Below are 25782 nucleotides of genomic sequence, written 5' to 3' on the forward strand. Positions count from 1 at the left end.
ATACTTTTTTATAAATAAATTTGTTGAGTACCTTTAGCCCACAGTTACAAAAAGTGCAACGATTGACGTTTGGCTAATGAACATCTATAATGAAATAATAAGAAAATTGAATATAATAATCCTCCGTTTAAGGGGAGTAGCTATACAATAAAATCGTCAATACAGGATAAATATCCTCGGTTTTATTGGCAACTTTTGATAGTTGTTTGCGAGACCTTACCGATTTTTTGGTAAGGTCTTTTTTATGTAAAGGCGTTATAACCGACAAATCGGTTATAACGCCTTTTCTTGTTGCTTAAATAATGAATACTACAGAATGGAGTTGCTATTATTCTTATATTCCACGAGCTTGCTGCAAGTGTGAAAATTGGATCTGACAATCAACATACGCTACTGGACTATGATAAATCATTATCATTAATTGGTCAGGGGAGAAGTGCATATGTATTTAGAATTAAACAAACAGGAAAAGCAATGAAAGTATTTTTTCCTGATTATATGTATATTGCTAAGGAAGAAGCAGAAATCTATAAAGTAATTCAAGGAATCACTTATTATCCAACTCTTTATGATGCAGGTACAAATTATTTAGTAATTGATTATATAGAAGGAACTACGCTTTTTAACTGTCTAACAAATGGTATTCCAATCTCTGAAGAGGTCGTCCAAGAAATTGATATCGCTTTACAATTAGCAAAGCAAGAAGGATTAAATCCATCTGATGTACATTTAAGAAACATATTAATTACATCAGATCAGCAAGTAAAGATTATAGACGTGGCTAGATTTAGACAAACGAAAGACTGCAACCAATGGCTCGATTTGAAAAAGGCGTTTTACTGTTATTATGAAAAATGCTATTTTCCAAAGAAGATTCCAGAATTCATGTTAAATGGTATTGCTATACTCTATAAAAAGAATATTATTAAATAATTGAAAACAAAGAATAAAGGGCTATCCAATAACTGATAGCCCTATCACATATCTATTTTACTGACGAAAACCAACTGTTCCACTTTTCCTTTGTGGTTTCGTAAACACCATCTTGTTTTGTTTTAAGATAATAAGTTGTTCCTATTTCAGCATCGGTTAAATCTTTGTAGGCAACTATTTTTTTGTAATCTATTCTCTTCCCAATATAAGCTTGTACTGTTGAAGGCAAGCTAATTGTTTGGGACACTTTGAAAGCTGAACCATATTCATCAACTTTAAACGCAACAAGTTTAGTTGTTGTTTTAACTTTCCCATTTATTGTCGTTTTCACCGTGACGATTTTGTACACTTTGGCTTGACCTTCTGCTGTGTAATAGTCATAAGTCCTAATAGGTGGCTTAGGTGATAGCGGAATGATGGTTGTTTCTGCATGTACTATATCAATTTCGCCATTAGGTGCTGAAACGCCTGTTAGAACAATACCACTTGCTAATAGTCCAGTAACGAGTGTTTTGACAACTTTCATTTCAATACCAACTCCTTGTGAGTATGACTTTTTAAGTGAATACTTTGAATTCAAAAATATTATACCCAAAAAAGTTTTTAATAACCTAAGTGTCTGGCACTTATTAATCTTTTATAGCTATCCAAATAGTCCATCTATCTTTTTCGATAATTATTTTATTATCATTTGGAGCCAACTGTTCTTTAATATACAATACGAGTTCTTCAAGTTGCTTGTCACTTAAGTCATGTAGAATGGATCGTCCTGTTCTATTTAATAAGTCGGTTTCTAAATCAGCTAGCATTTTATACGTCTTTCTTGTTTCCCAAAACGAAAACTCTTGCATATCTTTAAATCCTTCTGCTAGTAATGTTTGAATGACGGATTCGCTTGAATGTCTTCTTTCAGTTTCTTTACTCACTAAGTAAGGATATTTAGAGAAAAAATAACCCCTAATATGGGTAGAGCTTCCTTCAAGGATGCAATCTTCAGGTGTTCTATCTTGAATGATGAAAATACCACCTGGTTTTAACAATTGAAAAGCTTCTTTAAAACAACTGTCCAAATCATTAATATGATGGATGACTGCTCTTTCTAAAATAATGTCATATTGTTCTTTTTTTAGTTGAGTATTTAAGGCATTAGATAAATGGAAATTGACGTTTGCATAACTTTTACAGTTCTCTTTGGCAGAAGACAATATTTGCTCAGAAAAATCTAATCCCGTAACAAAAGAGGCGCCCATTTCTGCAAATGCTTTTGTGTAAATACCTCCACCACATCCAATATCTAAAACGTTTTTACCTTCAATCACACAAATTGACTGGATCATATTCACCCAAGAGTCATCTGCTTGTCGTTTGGCATAAGTAGAACGGTTATCCTGACTATGAAAATCAATCGTCATAAAATGACCTCCAATTCTTAATAACGTTAAGGTAATTGTGAATCTAAATTAGTAATAAGTAAATGTTATTTATATTATAATAATCGATCAATATTTCTTATATGTAAGTTTCACGCATTTATTAATAAACCTCATAAAAAAACGCCCACTCTAAATGAGTGAGCGAAACTAAAAATAAGGGCTATAAAAGGAAGATTTCTCCTTAACTATATACTCAATTAACAGAAAAGTCTATCATTTAACATCGCTTTTTAAAAAATATTTCGTAGGGCAAAATAAATGTGAATTGAACATTCAAATAAGAAAGTAGAAGTCTTTAAACTTTGTCAATTTTGTACCAAGGATTTAGGTGAATCAGAACTTCGTCGACATCAGGTTGATTTTCCATTATAGTTTTCTTGATTTTGCGAATAATATCATGACCTTCTTGAATTGTTAATTCACCAGGCACACCCACTCGAAGGTCTATTAATACATAATGACCGTGTTCTCTTGCGCGTAGTCGATCAATGCGTTTTACTTCTGGAATAGATAGTATTAAAGTTGTAAAGTTATCCAATCTTTCTTTGCTAACACTTTTTTCCATAAGTGTGTCTATTGCTTCTATTATCATTCCATATGCAAGTTTGAAAACTAGGATGGTTACAATGATACCTGCAATTGGATCTCCGTAGGTAAGTAGTTGAATATGATAAATCTCTCCAACAAGTGCAAAGCCAATTCCCATTACCGCTGCTAATGAAGCATACACATCTGCCAGATGATCATAGGCAGTTGCAATTAACCCTTTACTATTCGTTCTTTTTCCAATTCTAATCGTATAGACGTATAAAACTTGCTTCCATACGAGTGAAATAATTGCAGTAATAAAAGCTATTAAACTTGCTTTTTCAGGTTCATGAAAGAATGCTGAAAAAGATTCAAAAGCAATATAAATTGCTGCTAGTAATAAAATGATACCGACAATGGCAGAGCTGATCACTTCAGCTTTACCATGGCCATAAGGATGGTCTTCATCTGCAGGACGTTTTGAAATACGCATTGAAGTTAAAGCAACGCCACTTGCAATAACATCACCGGCGTTATGATAACCATCTGCAAGAAGAACCGGGCTATTGAAGAGAGTACCTACAACAATTTTAAGAATTGTTAATATGATGTTACTTATTAAACTAATCCACCCAGCAAGTAGTGAACCATTTGAATTTGTGCCTTGATTCATAAGTTTGCACCTCCAATAAAATTCTTTCCCAAGAGCAACAAAAACCCCCGACTGGTTCTTAGTCGAGGGTTTTTGTTTTTGAAATATATAGTTTTTGTGAATTTGTAGTTTGTATCATAATTATCACTCACTATTTTTAGACATCTTATAATTTTACCATGAAGTTTTTGTTGGAGCAATATGAATTATTTTTTATTTCTTATTCTGATCAAGCATATTGTTAGCACAGCAATTTCAGAAATTATAGCAAAGCAACATACGGATTATAATTTAAACGTGGAGGATGAAGAGGGTGAGGATCTAATAACAGAAGGTGTTTATCCTAAAGGAATCGGAAAAAATAAATATAAACTATATTTCAGACAGCTGATTAAGGGAAAGAATGTTATTTTGAAAACGATTGTATTACCACCTATGAAATTGAATCAAGAATGTCAGATTACAATAACTGTTCCTCAAAAATAAAAAATGAAAATATATAAGGGCTACAGCAATCAATTTGTGGGTAACGTACTAATAATCTTAATAAATTTTGAACTGAAACCCGAGTAGTAGACACTAAAAAAAGTGCTCCTATTCGGAGTTCAGTTCAATCATTCATGTTGAACTATTTTTTACTTTTATTTGATTTTTTACTTTTATTATTTGATTTAGCATTAAATTCAGCTGCAAATTCTTCGTTGTTGTTGGGGTCGTTGTTGTTACTGTTGTAGCTACTATTACTGTTGTCGATATTCTTGTTATGATTTCTTTCGTTTTTTGTTTTGTTATTGTTCTTAGACATAGATCTTCACCTCCTAAAGTGTAAGGTGCACAGTAATAGAATGTTTTATTCTTAATGAAAATTTCTTCATTTAGAACACAAGATGAAAATTACATATTAATCTTAATTTTCTAATTAATGTAACCTTTATTAGGGGGAAATGTTAATATCACTAGTATGAGCATAATTAAAATTCCTTCAACTAACGAGGTGACTAATATGAACCAATTATCATTAAGTAAACGAGTAGACATGGAAATATTACATCAATGTGTTTCGAAGATCTTAAACGTACGTGTTGATTGTGTGAAATGCTGGAAATTTGATCCGATCGTTTGTAAATCTCTTAATTTTACGACAGAAGGAGTTTACCGTATTCACGGGATTGCAGATATCTTGGGAAAAGAAATACCTTGGGCTCTTGTTGTAAAGATAATTAAGCCAGGGCAAGTAGAAATGAATGATCCATGGTATCACAACTATTGGAAACGTGAAGCATTGGTCAACCAGTCAGATATTTTGGCTAATCTTCCTAATGTGATTAATACCTCAAAATGCTATAACGTTGAGGAAAAGACAGATGGTTCAGTTTGGATATGGATGGAAGAAATAATTGGAGATAGTATTGAGATTTGGTCTGAAAATGATTATGCCTTTGTGGCTCGTCAATTGGGGAATTTCAATGGAGCTTATGTAACAAGTCATACACTTCCAGAACACACGTGGATTTGTCGTAATTGGCTTGAGTCGTGGATTAGTGGATGTAAAAGATATGCTAGTGACCCAAACATTTATTATCCTCAAATACAGTTTGGGCTTAATCTCGAAAATATTTGGGATTCTTATACCTGTATAAATAATAATATTAATAATCATCTTCAAGCCTTAAGTAAATTACCGCGTGTTCTTGCTCATCAAGATTTAAGCCGGCAAAACATGTTCTTAAATACATATCAAGGTGCATTGAAAGTGTGGACATTAATTGATTGGCAGTTTTTAAGTATCTCGGGGTTAGGAGAAGATTTAGGTAAATTATTTGGTGTTGCGATGAGTCAAGGAAATATTGAAAGTGATCAAGGTGACTACTATCAAAAATTATTATTTAAAAACTATTTTGAAGGACTTAAAGATGCTGGATGGAATGGGGATATAACATTACCAAGATACGGATTTTGCGCTTCTGTCGCTTTAAGAAGTGCTTGGGAAGTACCCAAGTTAATCAAGTTAGCGGCAAGTTCACAAATCGATTTGAATGAAATCGAAAATCTCACTCGAATTGTAAGTATCCAAATGGAGTTAGGTATAGAAGCAGATAGCTTAATGAGGGATATATATAATAATTCACTAGATATAGACGATTAATCCGGTTTGAAATTCAAATCAATTTTTCTATGCTTATTTGTTACATCTATTATAGTAATGGATTACATATAATTCCAGTCTGTTTTAGGCAAGTAATATACGTTAGCATTAAAGAACAAGGGAGGAATGGAAATGGCTGGATTACAAAAAGGTGAAGTATATTTAGTGGAACCTGATGGTAAGTGGGGACAGTCCTTCAAAAATGAGAAAGTCATTTTGCAAAGAGTTTTAGGGGATTTAATAATAGATATTGAGCATATTGGTAGCACAGCTATTCCAGGAATTAAAGCTAAGCCACTGATAGATATTCTTATTGGTTTGAGAAGTATAGAACATTTTAAAACGTTTGATTTTCAAAAGCTTAAAAAGAACGGATATTATCATTTAGCGAAAGTTAATATTGAAGGTAAGGAAGTTATTGCAAAGTTTGAGAGTTTGGAACCACTAATTAAAACACACGTTGTCCATATTGTTGAGTATGAAGGGGAATGGTGGCAAAAGCATATACTATTCCGTGATCGCTTAACAGCACAACCTGAATTGGCAAAGGAATATGAACAGTTAAAAATAAAGCTGTCTAAAGAACATCCAAACAATGAAAATGCTTATGCAAATGCTAAGTTGGAGTTTGTGGATAGAGTCATTACGATGAATGTAGATTAGCTTTGTGGAGGTGTACATTACGGATATTTCCTTTCTAAAATCAAGTTTAGTAATGCTTAATGATTTCATATACTTTGATGAAAACCAATACTTACGTGAAAAATGCAACAATTATGTAGCAATAAATGAACTGACTTCTCAATTTGAAGAGGCTATCAAATCTATAGAGCAATATCCTGAAATTGAGCAGATATTTCTATTTGGAAATCTTGGTAATCTATATCGTATTGCAGGATATAGTAAGCAAGCCATAAATATATTAGAAAAAAGTTTTAGGCTTGCTGAAGAAAGGGATCTAAAAAATTTTAAGATTGCTAATTTGATTCGTTTAGGCGAAGCATATAAATATACAGGACAATATGAAGATGCATTAAGGTTGTTTGACTTAGCTATTCAAGCATTAACACCTACAGATGATTGTGATTTATTGGATTTTGCGCTACAGCATAAAGGAAAGTGTCTAATGGAATTGGATGAATGGGAATTAGCACTATCTCATTTTAACGAAGCATTATCTATTCGAAAAAGAAAAAAAGAGCAATCTTTAATCCATTCAACAGAATTGGCAATACAATTTGTAAAAGAAAATAGAAACTAATAAAATCTCTTTAGCATGTGATGAATCATTCGGAGACAATCATTCAATCATTTCGCTTGCTAAAACAAACTAATGCTACTCCAAAACTCATTTTGAAGTAGCCTTTTCTAGATTTATTATTATTAAGCACTCATGTTACGGCAAGTATCTGCACACTGTTGGCAATGTTCATGCTCATGTTTCTCGCATTCTTCAGCACAGCGTTCGCAAATGTCAGCGCAAAGATTACAAATCTCTTCAGTAAATGGAGAGTTTGAAGCCATTGCTTGAATCGCAAACATACAAGCATCTGTAGCCTTGGAATATAGTTTGATTAACTGAATAAACCTTGATATAAGAACAAATAGAAAAGCATGTTTTGAGAAAAAGATTGATCAAAACAAACTTTTTCTATTTGCAATTGAATCATCCTTTTATCAAAAAGTTTGATAGTTTTGGTGATCCTTGCTCAATTAAAGCGCCCTATAATTGAATATTTTTTTATTTGTAGTATTTTGACCAAGGATATGCTTAGTAGGTAATTTTCTTTTTGAAAATAGTTATAATTAAAGTCATAATTCCATTAAGAGCAAATATTACTACCAAACAATAGATTAATAATGCTATGTCCGGTGCGAAGAAACTAATACTTTTCCAAGGGGTACCTATAACATAAACAAATAGTGGGATTAATCCAACAGCTAGGAGGAGTGAGAAGATTCCAACAGTGAACTGTATTTTTTTGTTTAGAACCTTCTTTCTTTTAAGACTGAAGAAATGGATTATCGTTAAAATAGCTAAGAGTAATGTAACCACCAGTATACTCCATTGGATACTATAGCTTTGTACAGGCAATTCATCTGGTTCTTTTCCGTTCAGAATAGATCGAATTCCATTCATTATATGAGATACTTGAGCATCTTCTATAAAATTATATTTATTAGTTAAAAGCACTGCTGCAATATTTTCTTCTGGTATAAAAAACATTTGCGCTCTAAAATCAGATGTTGCCCCACCGTGAAAAGGGAAATGTTCTGTTTTAGAAAAGTGCCAACCGAAACCGTACGTTTTACCTTCTTCTGGAGGAGTTTTTAATAACTCAAGGTTTTGTTCTGATAATAAGTCTCCGCCCTCTAACATAAATGTTAAAAATTTCGCTAAATCATTTGAACTTGAAGCGATATAGCCGTAAGGTGCTCCCGCATGATCATAAAATCCATCACTTACAACTGGCTTGCCAAACCATGACTCAAAACCAGACACGTATCCTTTTTCTACCGCACTTTCATAATCAGCAGCTGAATTTTCCATACCAAGCGGGGTGAAAATATTCGTATTCAAAAAATCTGAAAAGGTTTGATTCGAAATATTTTCAACAATTGCCCCTAAGAGTAAATAGTTAGCAGAGTTATATTCATAAACCTCGCCAGGCTCGTGAGATAACGCTACACCACTTAGTTCTTTTATAGCTTGATTGATTGCCCCTTCTTTTGACCTATCCTTGTCCGTCACTTTAAGACCTTCAAGCTCACTAATACCACTTGTTTGTTCTAATAAATGCAAAACTGTAATTTGTTTTGAACTGTCTGTTTGATAGGTAAACGATGGAATATAGGACTGTATCGGTTCGTCCAGCTTTATTTTGCCATCTTCCACTAACATCATAATAGCCAGGGATGTAATTGGCTTGCTTAAAGAACCGATAAGAAATGGTGTATCTGCTGTTACATTTGACCCTTCACTTAAAGTACCCCATTGATTGAGATAAATCGTTTCCCCGTTTTCTAATATAGCCAATGATGAGCCGGGAATATTATACATCTCTAAGGACTCTTCCATAAAATTTGTTATTTTTTGTTTAGTATCTTCCGTTTTAGCAGAAGCAGAAAAAGGGGTAAGTAGGAGTAGTAAACTCCCTAAAAAAATGATTGCTTTTTTCATTATTTTTCTCCTTATATGAACAATCAACGTTTTATTAAACTCTAATTGCTTCTTTTTTCAAATAGATCTCTAATAAGTCAATTAACAATTTATACGATTGATCAAGGTCAAATTCGTCATCGAACATTTTTTGTAGGGCTAGTCCATCGAAGCAAGCCAATAAAATACTGGCAAGGGCATCAGTTTCTTTGGCTCCAACGTTTAGGTTCTTCAAGGGATTAGAGAGACTTTCTCTCCCGTTTTGTAAAATATTTTCTACTTCTTTTTTATATGGATCATTTTTTAATCCTAAAGAATAAAGCTCATATCTCCAACGATACCAATCAGGATCTTTTTCTACTCTTGATTTAATTTCAAACAAAACTTCAAATGGATTCATTTCCGACTCTTTTTTGCCATCATATTGAATATGGTATCGTTTTTGAATTTCACTCTGCACGGTGAATAACAACTCTTCCTTATTCTTGAAATAATAATGAACAAGTCCAGGAGTAATGCCAGCTTCGTGAGCAATGTCCTTTATAGAGGCATTATTGAAGCCCTTCCGACTAAATACTTTATATGCCGCATCAATTAATCTTTGACGTTTATCCTTAGCACTCATTTTATCCCTCCATATTGTTTGGTTGACCAACCAAATTATATTTCGTATCGTAGCAAAAAGTCAATTGAATATTCAAAAAAATTTCGCTTTCATTAATATAAAGTAGCATTATTTCAAAAAAATGTAGCTGTTAAAAGAAGATTATCAAAGGCTCAATTGTTGAACAAAGAAATACTCTACAAAATAAATCTATTATCAAACTTTTTTACAAATAATCAATCTTTTCTACAAATCTACAGTATCAGCACAAGCACAATCATATCGAATACATTCGGTCATCATTTTGACATCAACTTCTTTTAAACATGAATCAAAGCATGTGTTACACGCCTCCAAACATTCCATATAAATTTTAATACATTCTTCATACTGTCTATTCATGTAAACACTTCTATAAAATAACATTCATCTTTTATGTACCCTCGTGGATAGAAAATAAACAAATAGAGCAAGTCTTTTACTGTTTTTTTAAGTTTTCACAAGTTTTTGTTTTACATAACAATGGTATTAATCAAAATATAAATGGAAAATAAAATAATTTAATGTAAAATAAGTAAAGTGCTGGTTTTGGCATTTCTTATTAGAAACTGGTTTGAGAAATGATGTTTTGGAGGAGAAATTAATGAACTTTAGAGCTTTGGTAAAGATTATTTCAGTTTGTATAGTTATCTTTATGATTATATTAATGATAAAAACAAATTTTGTAGATAAAGATGAATCTGCTGAATCAGGACTTGAAATAAACGATGTTGCACCTGATTTTCAATTGAAAAATTTAGCCGGTGAACAAGTAAAATTATCAGATTATAGAGGACAAAAAGTACTACTCAATTTTTGGGCTTCATGGTGTCCACCTTGTAAAGAAGAAATTCCGCATATGCAAAAGTACTATGAAGAGTATGGAGAAAAATCTGATATGGTCATTCTTGCAGTCAATATGACTAGAGTAGAAAAAGGCGGTAAAGAAAAAATAGCGGAATTTGTTGAGAAATATGAAATGACATTTCCAGTTTTAGTAGATGATAATGATGGTAAAGTTATGAAATTATATGATGTTCGATCATTTCCCACAACATATATAATAAACAGTGAGGGGGTAATTACTCAAAAAGTTAGAATGTCTTTAGACGATAAGAAAATCGAAGAAATTATTAATTAGAGTAATTAAATCTGTTGAAATCAACAGATTTTCAATAGATGTTCTTAATAATCGATATTAGATTGTATTTGAATTGGAGGTATTTATTATGCAAATAGAAAACAGTACTTTTCCAATACTAGAAACTGATAGATTAATATTAAGAAAAGTTACAGAAGTTGATGCAAGTAGTGTTTTAAAATATATGTCTGATAATGAAGTAGTAAAGCACATTGGATTAGAACCTTTTAACACAGTTGTGGATGCAATGGATGAGATCACTTGGTATCAAACAATATTTGAACAGGGAACAGGAATTAGATGGGGAATTACTTTGAAAGAAAATAATGAAGTAATTGGTAGCTGTGGTTTTCTTAACAGGGTCCCTAAGCATTTTCGTACAGAAATCGGTACTGAATTAAGCAAAGAATACTGGGGACAAGGTATTGCTAGCGAGGCTTTTGAAGCTGTAATTAGATATGGGTTTGAAAACTTTAAACTTCAAAGGATTGAAGCGTTAATCGAACCTGAAAACATTGCATCTCAAAAATTAGCCGAAAAGCAAGGATTTATTAAAGAAGGATTACTAAGAAATTATGAGTTTACATGTGGTAAATTTGATGACTTATATATGTATTCACTGCTAAAGCAAGATTTTGATTTAAATGAATCATAAAGAATATAATAAAAATCAAACAAGGGTCATGAGTAACCAAAAAAATCATGAATATTGAAATTGTTTTATTCTATTCATCAAAATGTTTATGAATAAAAAAGTTGTTTGATAATTAGGATCAAAGTTTAATTCAGAGATTTTTTCATTTACTTTTTAATTGCTACGCTCTTTATGCTAAGTATTGAACTTTATGCTTACATGAAAAATATTCGAATTAAAAAATAATTATGTTATATATGTTTCCTTTTCAAATGAGTACAGCATACTAGAGGTACGGGTTTCACCGCCTCTCTTTTTGTTAAATACTTCCGATCACACAACTTTATTATCTCTGCACACAAAAGTCTTAATTCAGTTTGCATAACAAAATAATTGAAATATTCTTACTGTTGTGTTAAGTTAATTATCAAATATGAGGTGAATTATATGTTACGAACAAAAATTTTAAGTAACACTTCACAATTCCATCATCACATGTAGTCTTGCTATCCGATTTTATAAAATCGCGCATAGGAAGACTATTTATATTGAACTGCATCGATAAAGGAAATCACTTTTATCAGGTGCAGTTTTTTTATTTTCACAAAATTAGGAGGAATATCAAATGAGAAAAATGGATTATCAAAATGTGAAAGGTACTCAAGATTATTTACCTGAAGCTGAAGTGATTAGACGGAAAATTAGAAGAACGCTTGAAGACACATTTATACAATACGGCTGTAAACCACTTGAAACACCAATATTGAATTATACGGAGCTGATGGCTTCAAAGTACGGTGGTGGTGCAGAAATATTAGAAGAAATGTACACATTAACTGATCGGGGAGAGAGAGATTTAGCACTTCGCTATGATTTAACGATTCCTTTCGCAAAAGTTGTCGCGATGAATCCTGCGATTAGAATGCCTTTTAAGCGATATGAAATTGGTAAAGTTTTTAGAGATGGGCCAATAAAGACAGGACGATTCCGTGAATTTACACAATGTGATGTAGATATCGTAGGAGTAGAATCTCAAATTGCTGAAGCAGAGCTGATGGAAATGGCCCTTTCAGCCTTTACCAAGTTAGATTTGAAAATCGCCATACAATATAACAACCGAAAGTTATTATCCGGAATGTTAGAAATGTTTGAAGTTCCTACTGACCAAATGAGTGCAGTGATATTAGTATTGGATAAATTAGAGAAAGTGGGGGTTTCAGCGGTAAAGAAGGAACTAAGTGAATTAGGTTTAACTTTAACAGTAATAGATTCCATCGAGCGTTTTTTAACTGACGAGAAGAATATGATGATTAATTATTTTGAGCCATTTATTAAAGTGAATAACAATATTGAGCAAGGCGTAAATGAATTAAAAGCATTAGAATCAATCTTAAAGTATTTAAAGATTTCGGAGCAATGTATGTTCAACCCATTTTTAGCAAGAGGTTTGGAAATATATACAGGTACGATTTATGAACTATTTTTAGTCGACAAGACAATTAAATCAAGCATTGGTAGTGGTGGGAGATATGACAATGCGATTGCAGGCTTACTAGGTACGAATCAGTCATTTTCAACTGTCGGCATATCTTTTGGATTAGATGTCATTTATACGGCTATTTCATTGAAAGATTCAGCTATATCAGAGGCTTCATTACTCGATTATTACATCATACCAATGAACACATTAACGGAATCCTTATTAGTTGCAACACGATTGAGACAGAAGGGATACAATGTAGAACTAGATATGAGTAATAAGAAAATTGGTAAAGCGTTAGACCGTGCGAATAGTGAAGGCATTCGAAATGTAATTATAGTAGGAGAGAATGAAGTAGAGCTTAATCAAATAACGGTGAAAAATATGGAGACAGGTGAAACGAGCGTAGAACCATTTCAATTTTCTAGCTAGAAGACTTTCTACAAAAGGCTTTATTTTACTAGATTGTTGTATTTCTTCAGATTAATAAGCATATTCAATTTTAAGTCGAATATGCTTATTAATTCGTAAGGCGAACAATCTAATTTTGTACTTAGAATATAAGGTTGTATAGAATGTAACCGAAAAATAATACTAAAATAAAATGCCTGTACCTTTCCAACCCATACCGCCTGTTAAATCAGTTAAATTTCCACTACTTCCTCTGTTTAATGCATCGTGTATAGAACCAGTAGGATTATTTTTCAATTCACTTTGTCTTAAATGTTCTCTTTTTTCTTCTGGTGTTTCTTTTAGACTCATAGGCCCCTCACATTTCTGCTCAGTTCTTAACTAAGACAATTTTTTTCAAATGAATTATAGATTAATATTCTACAAATATTCCGATAAGCCTTGTTATGCAATCATTTTTTTTATGGTAATGGAAGTGTTTTTTCTAAGGCGGCAGGAGAATAGCAAGTAGTTAAAAGACAACTAACTTGACTAAAAAACAGAAAATAGATATGGTAGACAAGTGATATCTATGATTAGGAGTGAATTATAAAGGTGAAATATTCAAAAGCAACGAATTACGCACTACATACCATGTTATATTTAGTCAATGTTACTCCAGAGAAACATGTAGGTGTTCAGCAACTTGCAACACATCAAGATGTTTCAACTACGTACTTATCAAAAATATTGACTAAGCTTGCTAAGGCGGGGATGGTTGAATCAGTTTCTGGTGCCAATGGTGGATATAAATTAAAGCCTAATTGGGAGGACATATCTTTTTTAGATATTATTCAAGCCATCGAAGGTCCTACATCCTTATTTGACTATTGTTTACATCATGATCCAAATTGCTTGATCCAAAAAGTTATTGTTTCAGCAGAAGAAAAGATGTTGGATGAATTAAGAAATCAAAAAATTGTAGACATAGCAAAACAAATGACAGAGGCGCAATAAGCCCTGTTTTTTTACACTGATAATAGCTATTAAAGAGTATTAATATCTTTAATTAAAAAATTTAAAAAGAAAAGGATGAAGAAAATGGCTATTTTTGATTGTATTATTATTGGAGCAGGACCAGCTGGGTTAAGTGCCAGTTTAACATTAGGAAGAGCTAGAAGGAACGTCGCAATATTTGATAACGGTACAAATAGAAACAGAGTGACACAGGAGTCACATGGCTTTATCACTCGAGATGGGATCAAGCCACAAGAGTTTAAAGAAATAGGATTAAATGAATTAAAAAATTATCCATCCGTATCTTATTTCAAAAAAACTGTTACTGAAATTATCAAAGATTCTAGTAATGAACAATTTATCACAAAAACAGAAGATGGCCAGGAATTTGTTGCAGACAAAGTGATTTTAGCAGCTGGGATTCAAGAAGTATTTTCCTTCCAGAGTGTACGCGAGTATTATGGGAAAAGCCTCTTTAGTTGTCCATACTGTGATGGATGGGAGCTACGAGATAAGCCATTAGTTGTCATGGCAGATAACGAGGCGCATATAATGCATTTGGCTAAACTAGTCTATAACTGGACGAAGGATTTAGTTGTCTTAACTAATGGAGTAGAACTATCTAAAGATGGGGCTAGTGAATTACAAAAGCGTAATATTAAGGTGAAATCGGAGCGAATAAAAAAATTAATAGGCGATGATGGTATTCTTCAAGAAATTGAATTTGTATCAGGAAAAACGATATTAAGAGCAGGCGGGTTTGTTGTACCTTCTTTTTATCGACCCAATCAATTTGTTGAGCAATTAGGATGTAAAGTACAAGATAATGGAGTAGTAGAGACAGATGGTTCAGGTCGCACATCTCAAAAAAATGTGTATATTGCTGGTGAAACCGAAAAATCAGGACCCTCTTCTTTAATGTTCGCTGCTGCAGATGGTAGTAAAGCTGCATTTTCTGTAAATATTGATCTTACTACGGAACATTTTTAATTAAATTTACAGTAAAAATAATAAACCTCAATCTTTCAAAGAAAGAATAAGTTAATCTTATTTTCTTCTTTTAAGATTGGGGTTTTATTATTAGGTCTTCATTAACAAGTATAGTAAAATTAATTTAAGTTTGGAAAAAATAGGGGGAATTATAGATGAGTATTAGGTTCAAAGATTTCTACCGAGAAGAATTAACAATAGACGATATACAAGATGCAATGGCAAATGGGGAAGTAACTTCTAAAGAGTTAACGATGTACTATCTTGATCGATTAGCAAAATATGATCAAGGTGGACCCAAGATTAATTCGATGCTAGAAATAAATCCTGATGCGATTTTTATAGCAGAAGCATTAGATCATGAAAGAGCGATTAATGGGGCGAGAGGACCTTTACACGGAATTCCCGTTGTCTTAAAAGACAATATTGAAACGAATGATTATATGCATACGAGTGCAGGAACACTAGCGCTTGAAAATTACTGTAGTTCAACAGATGCTTTTTTAGTAGAAAAATTGCGAAAAGCTGGAGCTGTTATTTTAGGCAAGGCGAATATGACGGAACTAGCAAATGCAATGTCGACTACAATGTGGGCTGGCTATAGTGCTAGAGGAGGGCAAGTGCTGAATCCTTACGGTGACCCCAACCTATTTGTAGGTGGTTCAAGCTCAGGATCGGCAGTAGCTGTAGCAGCAAACTTTTCGGTTTTAGCAGTAGGAACTGAAACAGATGCATCTATTCTTAGTCCAGCTACCCTGAATTCAGTCGTAGGTATTAAACCAACTGTTGGACTAATCAGTCGAAAAGGAATTATTCCATTTACCTATTCACAGGACACAGCAGGCCCCTTTGCAAGAACTGTAAGAGATGCAGCGATTTTGCTTGGAGCAATGGTAGGTGTTGACGAGCAAGATCCAGCTACACATAAATTGAAAGAAAGAGAAATAGAGGATTATACGACCTATTTACATATTGATGGTCTAAAAGGAGCTAGGATTGGAGTCTTTACACATGGTTCTGAGGGATTTTATAACTCAGATGAATATGATGGAGAGTTATTTGAAAATGCAGTTCAAACATTCCATGATCATGGTGCAACAGTAGTGAAAGATATTGAAATTCCAGCGTTTCATAGAGAACGTAATGGTGCTGTTCTATTATATGAACTGAAGCACAGCCTCGGCAACTATTTATCGAAACTTCCATCACAACAACCTGTACATTCTTTTAGTGAACTAATTCAGTTCAATAAAGAACACGCAGATCGAGCATTAAAGAATGGCCAAGACAGATTAGAACAGCGTGAACATCTACCAAATACATTATGTCATCCAGAATATTTAACTGCGCGCTTAGAGGATATCTATTTTTCTGAACAACAAGGAATTGGCTTTGCATTAAAAAAATACAATTTAGATACCGTTCTATTTCCATCATATTTAGGCTCTACTGTTTCAGCAAAAGCAGGTTATCCAACGATCGCAGTACCAGCGGGTTATATGAAATCAGGAAGACCATTCGGCATCACACTCGCAAGCACATCATTTAATGAGGGTACATTGATCAAACTGGCTTATGCCTTTGAACAAGCGACTAAACATCGGAAAGTACCGAATATTTAGTTGGGTATTAACAATAAAATCACTTAGTTTATAGAAGGGAGAGATTTCAATGCAATTATTATTTCATTATAACTGGTTAATAAGAGAAGAATGGTACAGCTGGTGTGAGGACTTAACAGAAGAAGAACTTTTAAAGAATCGAACTGGAGGGGTAGGCAGTATATTACAAACACTCTTTCATATAGTTGATGTGGAGTGGAGCTGGATACGACTAATACAAGGCGAAGAGGATTTTCAAGAGAATTTTGATGATTATAAGAGTATTAGTAAAGTCCGAGAATTAGACGCTAGATTTCATAAGGAAGTAGAAGAGTTTGTCAACAACTGGGATGACAGCATGGAAAGTAATATATTTTACGATCTACAATCAGATGGTAGTCATTCAAAAGACACTTGGGGTGAAGTGATGCGACATATAATTGTTCATGAAATTCATCACATCGGCCAATTGTCCGTTTGGGCTAGGGGAATTGGGAAGAAGCCCATATCAGCAAACTTTATCGGTAGAGGGCTCGGCACTCATTAAAATCATTACTCCGATATTTATTATGAAAATAAAGGAGTCTTATATCTTATGACGCCAACAATAATAGATGCAGAAACAGACATTCCTATTAGAGGCGTTTTTATGAGTGAGCGCTTATTAGTACAAGATGAAGTGTTGAATAAACAGAGCCATAGTGATTAATAATTGTTACATGAACCTATTGCATAAAATGTATCTTAATCCTCTAAAAAGAAAGAAGGAGATACAAAATGGAAGGCAATAGATGTTTAATGTTCACTATCCTCTTATTCTTTGTCCTACTCAGTTCTTCAACTGTTCATGCACAAATCTTGACTTACCCATTTGTCGTTTGGGATGGAAAAGTATATGAAGTGTCCGAAGTAGTTTTGCTAGATGAAAATATAGGTAATGTCATAGGAGAAGTAAATACAAAACCAAATGACTCATCAGGAGACTATTATGGTAATGCATCAAATACGTTTGAAGTTGGCACAAAATATTATGAAATAAGCGGAGTTTCAATGGCAGATGCTATTGCAGTAGAAAATGAAAAAGGGCAATTCATACAAGCTGATTATGTACAAAAAGCAACAGAGCAACCAATGAGTATGTTGCAAAAAGGTATAGTAAATGCATCAATCATCGCTATACTTATTATAATCCTTGGTGTTAGATATGGGCTGAAAAGAACTAAAACAAGGGAAATAAATTAGCCTATAAAAAATTCATTTCAGTTTAGATATGAAAAATATAGGATATAGTGGGGTTTTTCGGTTTTATCATATGCTGCATCTTTTACTTACGCTTTTTTGAGAAAATATTTAAGGAGTGAAAAAAATGAATTTAGGACATCCGATAGCATCAGGAAACACAGCAAAAATATATCTTTACGAAAACAAGATCGTTAAAATATTTAATGACTATTTGCCTGATACGGAATCATCATATGAAGCAAATAAGCAAAAGTATGCCTATTCGCGTGGGCTTTCTGTTCCTAAAGTGTTGGATGTCACAAAAATAGATGGTAAACAAGCAATAATAATGGAGTATATTAAGGGAAGGACATTAGGAGAGCTTTTATCTGAAAATATGGATCAAGCAGAATATTACATAAATATTTCCATTGATATACAACAAAAAATTCATACGATTGCTACGAAATCAATTGAACCAATGTCTGAGAAACTACGGCGCCAAATTGAAGAAACCCACAATTTGGATAAAAGACAAAAGACTGATTTAATACGAAAATTGGATTCGATGACTTTTGAGAATAGGCTATGTCATGGAGATTATCATCTATATAACTTAATCATGTCAGATAATAAAGTTACAATTATAGATTGGGTTGATGCCAGTTCAGGTGATATACGTGCCGACATATATCGGACTTTTCTTATGTATTCACAATTTTCAGCGGAATTAGCTGATATGTATTTGCGACTTTATTGTGAGAAAAGTGGACTATCAAAAGAAAGTATTTTTCAATGGGCTCCAATCATTGCAGGGGCAAGGTTATCTGAAAATGTATCATCGGAAAAAACTGAACTTCTTTTGGAGATAATAAATCATTACTGTCCTAGATAGCTATAATTTGAGTAGGGAATTGTGTAAACGAAAGTGATATGTTAGAAAATCAAAAGCAAGCAATTCCGATATGCAAACAGCTACTTTACATAGAATAATGCCAATAAATTCAAAACTAATAATGGACAAAAGAAACTGAACCCTTTCGAAATCTATAAATGGGTAAATGTCTCATCATTAAACACGAAATGGAAAGAGATGAAGTATTTTTGAGTACAGTAGAGTTATCAAAAGTTGAGCGAGTATTGATAGAAAAATTCGGAAGATTAGACATTGAAAATGTAGAAAAAGCCTATAAAATATTTAGTACAGGACATCTTGATCAATTTGATCGAGCGTTAACTGTAGAAGAATTTGATTATTTGATGGTACAGTTTAGTTTGACAAATGATAGTGAAACGCAGGCGTTTTATTTTCAACAAGAAGAAAAGTATCTGGAATTTTTTAGGTATTTATTTAAGAAAAATGGGCATGTACCTATTTATGCATATTGTCCAGAATTAGCAAGTAAACGGAAGGCGATATTTAGATTTCTTAAGCCGAGGTTAAACAAGCAGGAATGGTCACTTTTTAAAAAAGTAAAAAATAACCTTGTCCCTCATAATGGTTTATTTGAAATAAAGTCTCTGGAGCACTTGGAAATCTTCGCAAAATTATCGTTAAGAGAACTTCACTTTTCTAATTTCTTTTTTGAAGAATCAGTATTAATCGGAAACTACGAATTAAGTCTCCCGTTATACTGTTTTGAAGAATCATATATAAAAGAATGTCAGAGTAAAGCCAATGAGGTTGACCTATTTATTAGATAGAAAAAAGAAGGCAGAATAGGCAATTTAGTTTATTTGATTTGGAGTTTTTTTTGTTCGAATAAATAAGATTCTTGAAAAATAATAGGGTGACAAAAGAATAAAAGATTGTTAGTAAAGAAAGAGATGCTCATACTTAGTTCGAATCCCTCTACAAAGTATGCAACTATATCTTCTTTACCACCTATAATGGATAAAGCTCGGACTTCATTTTTTTCTAATTTCTTTTGTGCTTTTTGAGCAACTTTTTTTCTTGGCTATATGGAATGACGACAACACCGTCAGCATCTCCAATAATGAAATCACCCGGTTGTACACTAAAACCACCTATTGCGATAGGAAATTGAATGACACCGTCTCCAAATTTATTGCCTGCAGCAACGGTTGCTCCTAGACTAAAAATAGGGAAATCCAAGTCGCGTATTGCTTGAATATCTCGAATTACGCCATCGACTACTAGACCCTGAATCCCGATCCCTTTCATCATAGATACGGTGAAATCTCCAGCAACAGCACCATTTGTACCCCTTTAGCATCAACCACCAAAATATCTATTGGCTGTGCAATACGAATAGCTTCTAGTTAAGCACCATTTTCACCAATCGGTAACCTCACTGTAACTGCAAGTCCAGCTATATGATACGGATCTTTTAAAGGTTTAATCGCCGCATTTAAATTCGTTGTTCCTGCAAGTCCATCAGAAACCGCTGTTGTTGGTAGAGTGTGTAATAATGTTTCAGTATCAATAATGATAAAGCCCTCCTTGTATTAGAATATTGTTATTCATATTATAGGTGAGTTATTTGAACAAGTTAAAATAGCTTCAGAATAAGCAGTTAATTCTAGGCTTTTAAAAAGGAATTTTGTTTAGCATATTGAAATAAAGTATATACATAGCTTTAAGAGGGAGGGATATTGTGAAAGCAAATAATATACGAAATGAGAAAGCTATCACCATAACATTATTGAGTCTATTAACTAGTACCATATTAATCGGATGCGAAAATAATGATGATTTACAACAAACTAAAAATACGAACAAAGAAGTTGAAATTGATTCAAACTATGAGCAGCATAATATTTCAGAATACACAAGCGAATTAGAGTCGCTACAAATGCAAACAGAATATATGAATGTGCAAAATCAATATTTAGTGAGTGTTATTAAACAAATGATGAAGAATTTTTCTAATGAAGAAATGTTAGAATTTTCTAAGGAGCAGTTTGTATATGAGCTACAAGTTAATGGAGAATCTATTCCAAAAAACGGACAATTAGCAATCCCACAAGGGGATGTGGAAATTTTATTATTGGAAAAAGGTATGGGGTACGACTTTTTACCACCCAAATGGTTAAAGAAAGGGAAATTGAGTGGGGACTATATTGATCATCTATTAAATTTTGATACTACAAATTGGACACCAGTGGGAACTGATGGCACTGTTGCTACAGCACAAGGTTATAAAACTACAAATATGAAAGCAGGAGAACGTGTATCCTTAAGTATTACTGATGATTTGAAAGAACGATTAAACCTTGCAACAAATAAAATACAGATTGATGTAAACTAAGTTTCAATTAATTAAGCGAAGATGAAAGTCGTTTTCCAGAAAAATAACTAATAATGGTTATGAGAGAAAGGATATAAAGAAGCAGGAGAAATCAATTCTGAATTAGTTTCTTAGAAAAAAGTAATGGAACATTCCATTACTTTTTTTATGGTAAGAACAGTGCAGTAAAAGTAAATAATCTGGGTATTATCTATATAGAAGTCTAAAGTTTCTGATTATTAAAGCCCTAATTATGTTATAATTATCAACGAAAATTTTCACACTAAAAAAATAAAGGAGAGGTGTAAATGAAAAAAATTATCCGTTACTTGGTTTTGGTTGTATTGTTATTTTCTTTAGTAACTCCAGTTGCTGATGCAGCAAGTAAGGTTACGGTTTCTGCAAAGCTTAGTAAAAGTACGCTTATGTACAACGGTTCTGCAAAAGTTAACTATAGTGTTAAGAAAAATGGGAAGATCGTAAAGAAACCAAAAGTGTCTTTTAGTTCTTCAAATAAGAAAATTGTGACTGTTTCTAGTAAAGGTGTAGTGAAATCTAAAAATGTCGGTAAAGCATATGTCTATGTAAAAGCATATGGTAAAAAAGTTAAATTGCCTGCCACTGTTTCTAGGAAAGTATGGAGCGTTGAGGGGAAATATAAAGGAATAAAAGTAGATACATCCTTTGACAATAAATACGTTTCAGCTGGCTCATCTCTATATGATTTAAAAGACGGGAATCTAGTAAAATCTTTTGCTAAGAATAATAGTAAGAAGAATTCTATTTACTTTTGGAAAGACGGTTTAGTTCATTATGATGGTAGTATTTTTAATTACTTCAATTGCAATTTTACTTCATATAATAAATTCAAATTGTATAACCCTAACAATGATTACTTCTTCGATGTAAAAAATGGGATATCGTATGCTAGTCAGAATAAGAGTAAAGGGAAAGTTGTAAATTCAGATTTAGATGTGGTGGAAATAGATGATGTTGAAACAGGGAGAAATGCAACAGCACTCTCTGAAGATGGTTCAATTTTAGCTACATCCTATGATGACACTCGTGTTGTATTAAATGATACGAAAACAGGAAATGTTATAAAAGAATTTAAAATAGATAATAAAGAAGTAAGAGGTATTACGTTTACGAAAGACAATAATAAATTATTATTACGCGTTACAAACGTTGATGAAGAAGATTTTATGGTTTACGTATATGATACAGATTCAAATGTAGTTCTTAATAAATTCGGAGGACCTTATGGCGTTATTGGGGAAGTTAAAATCAGTCCTGATGGAAAAAGAATTGCTCTTCTGGATATGCGAGGAGTGAAAATGTATGACAGTTCCTATAAATTATTATATGAGATTAAAATGATTGATAAAACTAGTATGAACTTCACTAAAGACAGCAAATATTTAATCGTTGCTGGCGGAGATGTTACAAAGTATTTTGTTAAATAGTGATTACTATTAATCTGATTGCATATGAAAAGTTAGGATGAGAAAAATGAGTCGAACATTAATTGTGAATCTTGTTGGATGGATATATGAACTTTTTCTAACGATAATTCAATTTTCATTTCTAATAACTGGTTTCAGTGGATTCATCTTTTTACTCATAGGTATAGCTTTAGTTTTTATAACCCTAGAGAGAAAAATTAGAATTATGTATTAACTCAAAGACAGTAAAACAGACGTATTTTCTCAACTTAATAGCTGACTCCAGTGTATTACTGGGGTCTTTTTTATTGAACTTCTATTATTAATTGAATTTATATGCCACATAAATCATTTTCTTGTCATTCTAGAGTCTTTTATTAAGTAACCAAAGCCTAATTTCCTGATATAGTAAGCAAGAAATTAGGCTTTTTCTATTATATTTTCAAAGTTTCTTCTTGAGTTTTAATTTCTTTCATGAAATAATCATAAAAAGCATTTTCCATTAGTAGCCCCTTATTATATAGATCTACCATACAGTTCTCCAAATCTCGAGATTCAACATCTCCATTTTGCCAATGTACTGCACTACTAAGTGAACTTGCTAGTCTTTTCGCAGATTCCGCCATTCCAGATTGATCAATCGGTTTAATAGCGTCTTCAGGAATGTCGAAAAGCAACATATCCCCATCTTCGAAAGGCTTAATGGAGTACGTATTCTTTCTAACACTGTAGTCCCAAATAATAGCTTTTTGTCCTTCATGTATTACTCGTTGATTTAACTCAAACTTCATTCTTAAACCACCTCCATACATATATAATAACCTTTTAAACCAATATATTACAAATGTGATGACTGATGATATGTGAGTAGTATCGTAGAGTCTTGGATATAGAGATATTGTCTAGTAAATATAATAATGAATACATTCAAATATTGAAGAAGTTAAATTTATAAATCGTAATACATACTAATGGTATAGTTTTATATGTTCGTTAATTGTATTATTTTTCAAATATTATGATCGGTAAATTCTATATTTAATAAAAATATATTTCTATATACTTCTTCTAGTAGTATGAAAGGAGGGGGTGAAAAATGGAGCAATTAATTGGGCTAGCATTCATATTGTTTTTTTAGTGAATCTAGTAGCAGGAGTTATATTTGTATATAAAGAAAATAAAACAGACAATAAGTCTTTTTTCAAAGCTTTTATTTTTTTTACAATTGACTTTATTATGGACACTTCTGGTTTTTATGTTGCGATAGTACTTGGATCACTTTTATTCGGAATCACTTTAGTGTTTTATTCATAGTTATCTAAAAGAAGCGATTAAATTATGCAAGAATAGAGTGGTTAACTTTCAAGAGTTAAATGTAAAATAATCAAAAGCTTATCGTAATAGCTTTTTGAAAGCGAATGTACTTGATTACGGTATGGTAGTTTTTATGGCTTATTTGGTGAATGCAAAGGTAATGTTCCCAACATTTAAGGTACAAAAGAGAAAGAATGCTACACTATATGTACAACAACGAGATGAACTCCTGTACTATTAGAAGATGATAGTAGAATTGTGAAATTGTAATCAAGAATGATAGGTGGCTTATTAATGAAACAAGCAATTATTTTTGATATGGATGGTACATTGTTTCAAACAAATTTGATCTTAGAACCTGCTTTGGCAGCAACATTTGATATCTTAAGAGCCAATGGATCATGGGATGAGGATACGCCAATCAATACATACCGAGAAATAATGGGAGTGCCTTTACCGGTTGTTTGGGAAACGTTATGCCCACAACATTCCCCAGAGATGCGTGAAAAGAATAATGAGATTTTTCACGAAAAGACGATTAATCTGATAAAAGATAAACAAGGTGACTTATATCCTCACGCTGAACTTGTACTTGAAACGCTTAGCTTAAAATACGATTTATATATAGCGAGTAATGGACAAGCTTCTTATTTACAATCGATTGTTGATACTTACGAGCTACATAGATTTTTCAAAAAAGTATACAGTATTCAGACCATTCCTTCTGGACATAAATCGGATTTGGTAAAGATGATTTTACTAGAAAATAAAATTGAAAATGGGGTAGTTGTCGGGGATCGTTTATCAGACATTCTTGCTGCAAAAGACAATAAGTTACTCTCTATTGGTGTCAATTTCGATTTCGCTCAGACTACAGAACTAGAAAAAGCAGATAAAGTCATTGATGATTTAAAGGAACTAATTACAATATTATAAACTGTACCCCTTATGGTTGAAGATTTACAGTCTACCATAAGGGGTATTTTTTTATTTTTATGGAACCTGAATTAAGAAGTGATAAACACTAGCATTTTTATTAGATTAAGATATAGCCATTATGAAAAAACGATATTAATTTATCTAGCATATTAATAAAAAATACTATAAAATATAAGTGCAATAATACACTATTTATATTAATTTTTCTCTTTTTAGGTAGTGTTTAATAATTTGATTAGGAGAATCTGATGAGATTTAAAAACTTAGTATTACTTAATATAGTACCTGTATTATGCATTCATTCATTAGTGGTGTTGCTCAAACATATAGGGAATGCAAGGGAGTTGTCGACATTACAAGCAGAAATTATTTTATTTACGCCGATAGTTTTATTGGCAATCAACTATAAAATAGAATCTGAAAGTAGAGGGGGATATTTTTTTAATAACTTTCTTTTCATTATTATAAGCTGTGGGATTGGACTTGCTATTTACTTTTTGGACCTTGGATTTACATTTCGAGATTGGGGTCCATACTATCCAAAAGACTTTATGCTAGAGGGGATAGGTGCACTTTTATATATGAGCAGTATAGTTCAGTGTCTAGTTGGTGGTTTAGTATGTTCAACTATATTATTCATTAAAAATATGAGAGCCAAAAGAAATGAGTTATTAAATAGGTAATAAAGAACTTAGATTAGTTGATAATCCTAACTAATCGCACTGGAGATATTATACGAAGGGTCTAATAATACATTTATGCTGTCAATGTAGTAAAATATGGAGATATAAAACTTGTAAATTAGTATAATGGGTACCTTTTAAGATCCTATTTGGGATGTAGCTCTAAGTTTTAAGTTCAATA

The 25782-nt window shown here is 32.4% G+C and carries 28 protein-coding genes and 2 pseudogenes; 20 read left to right on the forward strand and 10 right to left on the reverse strand.

From position 1 onward, the window contains the following. Window positions 1–360: 360 nt before the first annotated feature. On the forward strand, window positions 361–933 hold the full coding sequence (locus tag ACQKM9_RS08945) for a lipopolysaccharide core heptose(II) kinase RfaY (RefSeq protein WP_427734038.1): 573 nt from the start codon (window positions 361–363) through the stop codon (window positions 931–933). A 52-nt stretch (window positions 934–985) separates the two neighbouring features. On the opposite strand, the gene ACQKM9_RS08950 is transcribed toward ACQKM9_RS08945, so the two are convergent. The 3 genes from ACQKM9_RS08950 to ACQKM9_RS08960 form a co-directional block, all read right to left on the reverse strand. After that, a complete protein-coding gene (locus ACQKM9_RS08950; RefSeq protein ID WP_427734039.1) occupies window positions 986–1459 on the reverse strand; it encodes a hypothetical protein in 474 nt (157 codons plus the stop codon). 103 nt (window positions 1460–1562) lie between these two features. Next, complete coding sequence (locus tag ACQKM9_RS08955) at window positions 1563–2345, reverse strand: class I SAM-dependent methyltransferase (RefSeq protein ID WP_427734040.1); 783 nt, start codon at window positions 2343–2345, stop codon at window positions 1563–1565. 316 nt (window positions 2346–2661) lie between these two features. Further along, window positions 2662–3567, reverse strand: coding sequence for a cation diffusion facilitator family transporter (locus ACQKM9_RS08960; protein WP_427734041.1), 906 nt, complete (start codon window positions 3565–3567; stop codon window positions 2662–2664). A 180-nt stretch (window positions 3568–3747) separates the two neighbouring features. On the opposite strand from ACQKM9_RS08960, the gene ACQKM9_RS08965 reads away from it, so the two are divergent. Further along, the gene (locus ACQKM9_RS08965; protein ID WP_427734042.1) at window positions 3748–4032 is read left to right on the forward strand and encodes a hypothetical protein; all 285 of its coding nucleotides are present in this window, start codon (window positions 3748–3750) and stop codon (window positions 4030–4032) included. A gap of 142 nt (window positions 4033–4174) precedes the next feature. Here ACQKM9_RS08965 and ACQKM9_RS08970 read toward each other — a convergent pair whose 3' ends face one another. Continuing rightward, window positions 4175–4351, reverse strand: coding sequence for a hypothetical protein (locus ACQKM9_RS08970; protein WP_427734043.1), 177 nt, complete (start codon window positions 4349–4351; stop codon window positions 4175–4177). 198 nt (window positions 4352–4549) lie between these two features. Between ACQKM9_RS08970 and ACQKM9_RS08975 the strand changes: the two genes are divergently transcribed. The 3 genes from ACQKM9_RS08975 (at window position 4550) to ACQKM9_RS08985 (ending at window position 6953) form a co-directional block, all read left to right on the forward strand. Continuing rightward, on the forward strand, window positions 4550–5692 hold the full coding sequence (locus ACQKM9_RS08975) for an oxidoreductase family protein (protein ID WP_427734044.1): 1143 nt from the start codon (window positions 4550–4552) through the stop codon (window positions 5690–5692). Between the two features lie 132 nt (window positions 5693–5824). Continuing rightward, window positions 5825–6355 carry a GrpB family protein gene (locus ACQKM9_RS08980; RefSeq protein ID WP_427734045.1) on the forward strand — a complete coding sequence of 177 codons (531 nt, stop codon included), beginning with the start codon at window positions 5825–5827 and terminating at the stop codon, window positions 6353–6355. A gap of 4 nt (window positions 6356–6359) precedes the next feature. Continuing rightward, the gene (locus ACQKM9_RS08985; protein ID WP_427734046.1) at window positions 6360–6953 is read left to right on the forward strand and encodes a tetratricopeptide repeat protein; all 594 of its coding nucleotides are present in this window, start codon (window positions 6360–6362) and stop codon (window positions 6951–6953) included. 122 nt (window positions 6954–7075) lie between these two features. On the opposite strand, the gene ACQKM9_RS08990 is transcribed toward ACQKM9_RS08985, so the two are convergent. From ACQKM9_RS08990 to ACQKM9_RS09000, 3 genes are all read right to left on the reverse strand, one after another. After that, a complete protein-coding gene (locus ACQKM9_RS08990; protein WP_427734047.1) occupies window positions 7076–7234 on the reverse strand; it encodes a four-helix bundle copper-binding protein in 159 nt (52 codons plus the stop codon). A gap of 229 nt (window positions 7235–7463) precedes the next feature. Beyond that, window positions 7464–8873 carry a serine hydrolase domain-containing protein gene (locus ACQKM9_RS08995; protein WP_427734048.1) on the reverse strand — a complete coding sequence of 470 codons (1410 nt, stop codon included), beginning with the start codon at window positions 8871–8873 and terminating at the stop codon, window positions 7464–7466. A 34-nt stretch (window positions 8874–8907) separates the two neighbouring features. Beyond that, window positions 8908–9477 (reverse strand): TetR/AcrR family transcriptional regulator, encoded by a 570-nt coding sequence (locus tag ACQKM9_RS09000; RefSeq protein ID WP_427734049.1) that lies wholly within the window; start codon window positions 9475–9477, stop codon window positions 8908–8910. 622 nt (window positions 9478–10099) lie between these two features. Here ACQKM9_RS09000 and ACQKM9_RS09005 point away from each other — a divergent pair. The 3 genes from ACQKM9_RS09005 (at window position 10100) to ACQKM9_RS09015 (ending at window position 13182) form a co-directional block, all read left to right on the forward strand. After that, the gene (locus ACQKM9_RS09005; protein ID WP_427734050.1) at window positions 10100–10636 is read left to right on the forward strand and encodes a redoxin domain-containing protein; all 537 of its coding nucleotides are present in this window, start codon (window positions 10100–10102) and stop codon (window positions 10634–10636) included. Window positions 10637–10724: 88 nt separating this feature from the next. After that, complete coding sequence (locus tag ACQKM9_RS09010) at window positions 10725–11291, forward strand: GNAT family N-acetyltransferase (RefSeq protein WP_427734051.1); 567 nt, start codon at window positions 10725–10727, stop codon at window positions 11289–11291. A 613-nt stretch (window positions 11292–11904) separates the two neighbouring features. Next, complete coding sequence (locus ACQKM9_RS09015) at window positions 11905–13182, forward strand: histidine--tRNA ligase (RefSeq protein WP_427734137.1); 1278 nt, start codon at window positions 11905–11907, stop codon at window positions 13180–13182. Window positions 13183–13303: 121 nt separating this feature from the next. On the opposite strand, the pseudogene ACQKM9_RS09020 reads toward ACQKM9_RS09015, so the two are convergent. Next, window positions 13304–13512 (reverse strand): annotated as a pseudogene (locus ACQKM9_RS09020) (DUF6366 family protein). A 243-nt stretch (window positions 13513–13755) separates the two neighbouring features. Here ACQKM9_RS09020 and ACQKM9_RS09025 point away from each other — a divergent pair. The 7 genes from ACQKM9_RS09025 to ACQKM9_RS09055 all read left to right on the forward strand — a co-directional run bounded on the left by ACQKM9_RS09025 (window position 13756) and on the right by ACQKM9_RS09055 (window position 19673). After that, window positions 13756–14157: an Rrf2 family transcriptional regulator gene (locus tag ACQKM9_RS09025; RefSeq protein ID WP_427734052.1), complete on the forward strand. Its 402-nt coding sequence runs from the start codon at window positions 13756–13758 to the stop codon at window positions 14155–14157. Window positions 14158–14241: 84 nt separating this feature from the next. After that, complete coding sequence (locus ACQKM9_RS09030) at window positions 14242–15147, forward strand: NAD(P)/FAD-dependent oxidoreductase (RefSeq protein ID WP_427734053.1); 906 nt, start codon at window positions 14242–14244, stop codon at window positions 15145–15147. A 155-nt stretch (window positions 15148–15302) separates the two neighbouring features. After that, a complete protein-coding gene (locus tag ACQKM9_RS09035) occupies window positions 15303–16769 on the forward strand; it encodes an amidase family protein (RefSeq protein ID WP_427734054.1) in 1467 nt (488 codons plus the stop codon). Between the two features lie 49 nt (window positions 16770–16818). Then, on the forward strand, window positions 16819–17295 hold the full coding sequence (locus ACQKM9_RS09040) for a DinB family protein (RefSeq protein WP_427734055.1): 477 nt from the start codon (window positions 16819–16821) through the stop codon (window positions 17293–17295). 230 nt (window positions 17296–17525) lie between these two features. Then, entirely contained in the window at window positions 17526–17990 is a 465-nt protein-coding gene (locus tag ACQKM9_RS09045; RefSeq protein WP_427734056.1) for a hypothetical protein, read from the forward strand. A 124-nt stretch (window positions 17991–18114) separates the two neighbouring features. Next, window positions 18115–18864: a phosphotransferase gene (locus ACQKM9_RS09050; protein ID WP_427734057.1), complete on the forward strand. Its 750-nt coding sequence runs from the start codon at window positions 18115–18117 to the stop codon at window positions 18862–18864. Window positions 18865–19052: 188 nt separating this feature from the next. Next, window positions 19053–19673 carry a hypothetical protein gene (locus ACQKM9_RS09055; protein WP_427734058.1) on the forward strand — a complete coding sequence of 207 codons (621 nt, stop codon included), beginning with the start codon at window positions 19053–19055 and terminating at the stop codon, window positions 19671–19673. Window positions 19674–19828: 155 nt separating this feature from the next. Here ACQKM9_RS09055 and ACQKM9_RS09060 read toward each other — a convergent pair. Beyond that, a pseudogene (locus ACQKM9_RS09060) lies at window positions 19829–20420 on the reverse strand (RraA family protein); the annotation flags it as partial. A gap of 167 nt (window positions 20421–20587) precedes the next feature. On the opposite strand from ACQKM9_RS09060, the gene ACQKM9_RS09065 reads away from it, so the two are divergent. Both ACQKM9_RS09065 and ACQKM9_RS09070 read left to right on the forward strand, forming a co-directional pair. Then, complete coding sequence (locus tag ACQKM9_RS09065; protein ID WP_427734059.1) at window positions 20588–21241, forward strand: hypothetical protein; 654 nt, start codon at window positions 20588–20590, stop codon at window positions 21239–21241. 287 nt (window positions 21242–21528) lie between these two features. After that, window positions 21529–22686: a WD40 repeat domain-containing protein gene (locus ACQKM9_RS09070; protein ID WP_427734060.1), complete on the forward strand. Its 1158-nt coding sequence runs from the start codon at window positions 21529–21531 to the stop codon at window positions 22684–22686. 413 nt (window positions 22687–23099) lie between these two features. On the opposite strand, the gene ACQKM9_RS09075 is transcribed toward ACQKM9_RS09070, so the two are convergent. Next, window positions 23100–23456: a hypothetical protein gene (locus ACQKM9_RS09075; protein ID WP_427734061.1), complete on the reverse strand. Its 357-nt coding sequence runs from the start codon at window positions 23454–23456 to the stop codon at window positions 23100–23102. A 298-nt stretch (window positions 23457–23754) separates the two neighbouring features. Between ACQKM9_RS09075 and ACQKM9_RS09080 the strand changes: the two genes are divergently transcribed. The 3 genes from ACQKM9_RS09080 to ACQKM9_RS09090 all read left to right on the forward strand — a co-directional run bounded on the left by ACQKM9_RS09080 (window position 23755) and on the right by ACQKM9_RS09090 (window position 25601). Next, a complete protein-coding gene (locus tag ACQKM9_RS09080; RefSeq protein ID WP_427734062.1) occupies window positions 23755–23979 on the forward strand; it encodes a hypothetical protein in 225 nt (74 codons plus the stop codon). 294 nt (window positions 23980–24273) lie between these two features. Beyond that, window positions 24274–24915, forward strand: coding sequence for an HAD hydrolase-like protein (locus tag ACQKM9_RS09085; protein WP_427734063.1), 642 nt, complete (start codon window positions 24274–24276; stop codon window positions 24913–24915). 251 nt (window positions 24916–25166) lie between these two features. Continuing rightward, the gene (locus tag ACQKM9_RS09090; protein WP_427734064.1) at window positions 25167–25601 is read left to right on the forward strand and encodes a hypothetical protein; all 435 of its coding nucleotides are present in this window, start codon (window positions 25167–25169) and stop codon (window positions 25599–25601) included. Window positions 25602–25782: the final 181 nt, after the last annotated feature.

Source organism: Viridibacillus sp. NPDC093762, from assembly GCF_050279675.1.
GTDB lineage: Bacteria > Bacillota > Bacilli > Bacillales_A > Planococcaceae > Viridibacillus.

Bases quoted from the DNA above. Each gene is read 5' to 3' on its own strand.
- ACQKM9_RS08950 (WP_427734039.1), bottom strand. From the start codon at position 1,459: ATGAAAGTTGTCAAAACACTCGTTACTGGACTATTAGCAAGTGGTATT.
- ACQKM9_RS08955 (WP_427734040.1), bottom strand. From the start codon at position 2,345: ATGACGATTGATTTTCATAGTCAGGATAACCGTTCTACTTATGCCAAA.
- ACQKM9_RS08960 (WP_427734041.1), bottom strand. From the start codon at position 3,567: ATGAATCAAGGCACAAATTCAAATGGTTCACTACTTGCTGGGTGGATT.
- ACQKM9_RS08965 (WP_427734042.1), top strand. From the start codon at position 3,748: ATGAATTATTTTTTATTTCTTATTCTGATCAAGCATATTGTTAGCACA.
- ACQKM9_RS08970 (WP_427734043.1), bottom strand. From the start codon at position 4,351: ATGTCTAAGAACAATAACAAAACAAAAAACGAAAGAAATCATAACAAG.
- ACQKM9_RS08975 (WP_427734044.1), top strand. From the start codon at position 4,550: ATGAACCAATTATCATTAAGTAAACGAGTAGACATGGAAATATTACAT.
- ACQKM9_RS08980 (WP_427734045.1), top strand. From the start codon at position 5,825: ATGGCTGGATTACAAAAAGGTGAAGTATATTTAGTGGAACCTGATGGT.
- ACQKM9_RS08990 (WP_427734047.1), bottom strand. From the start codon at position 7,234: ATGTTTGCGATTCAAGCAATGGCTTCAAACTCTCCATTTACTGAAGAG.
- ACQKM9_RS08995 (WP_427734048.1), bottom strand. From the start codon at position 8,873: ATGAAAAAAGCAATCATTTTTTTAGGGAGTTTACTACTCCTACTTACC.
- ACQKM9_RS09000 (WP_427734049.1), bottom strand. From the start codon at position 9,477: ATGAGTGCTAAGGATAAACGTCAAAGATTAATTGATGCGGCATATAAA.
- ACQKM9_RS09005 (WP_427734050.1), top strand. From the start codon at position 10,100: ATGAACTTTAGAGCTTTGGTAAAGATTATTTCAGTTTGTATAGTTATC.
- ACQKM9_RS09010 (WP_427734051.1), top strand. From the start codon at position 10,725: ATGCAAATAGAAAACAGTACTTTTCCAATACTAGAAACTGATAGATTA.
- ACQKM9_RS09015 (WP_427734137.1), top strand. From the start codon at position 11,905: ATGGATTATCAAAATGTGAAAGGTACTCAAGATTATTTACCTGAAGCT.
- ACQKM9_RS09030 (WP_427734053.1), top strand. From the start codon at position 14,242: ATGGCTATTTTTGATTGTATTATTATTGGAGCAGGACCAGCTGGGTTA.
- ACQKM9_RS09035 (WP_427734054.1), top strand. From the start codon at position 15,303: ATGAGTATTAGGTTCAAAGATTTCTACCGAGAAGAATTAACAATAGAC.
- ACQKM9_RS09040 (WP_427734055.1), top strand. From the start codon at position 16,819: ATGCAATTATTATTTCATTATAACTGGTTAATAAGAGAAGAATGGTAC.
- ACQKM9_RS09045 (WP_427734056.1), top strand. From the start codon at position 17,526: ATGGAAGGCAATAGATGTTTAATGTTCACTATCCTCTTATTCTTTGTC.
- ACQKM9_RS09050 (WP_427734057.1), top strand. From the start codon at position 18,115: ATGAATTTAGGACATCCGATAGCATCAGGAAACACAGCAAAAATATAT.
- ACQKM9_RS09055 (WP_427734058.1), top strand. From the start codon at position 19,053: ATGGAAAGAGATGAAGTATTTTTGAGTACAGTAGAGTTATCAAAAGTT.
- ACQKM9_RS09070 (WP_427734060.1), top strand. From the start codon at position 21,529: ATGAAAAAAATTATCCGTTACTTGGTTTTGGTTGTATTGTTATTTTCT.
- ACQKM9_RS09075 (WP_427734061.1), bottom strand. From the start codon at position 23,456: ATGAAGTTTGAGTTAAATCAACGAGTAATACATGAAGGACAAAAAGCT.
- ACQKM9_RS09085 (WP_427734063.1), top strand. From the start codon at position 24,274: ATGAAACAAGCAATTATTTTTGATATGGATGGTACATTGTTTCAAACA.
- ACQKM9_RS09090 (WP_427734064.1), top strand. From the start codon at position 25,167: ATGAGATTTAAAAACTTAGTATTACTTAATATAGTACCTGTATTATGC.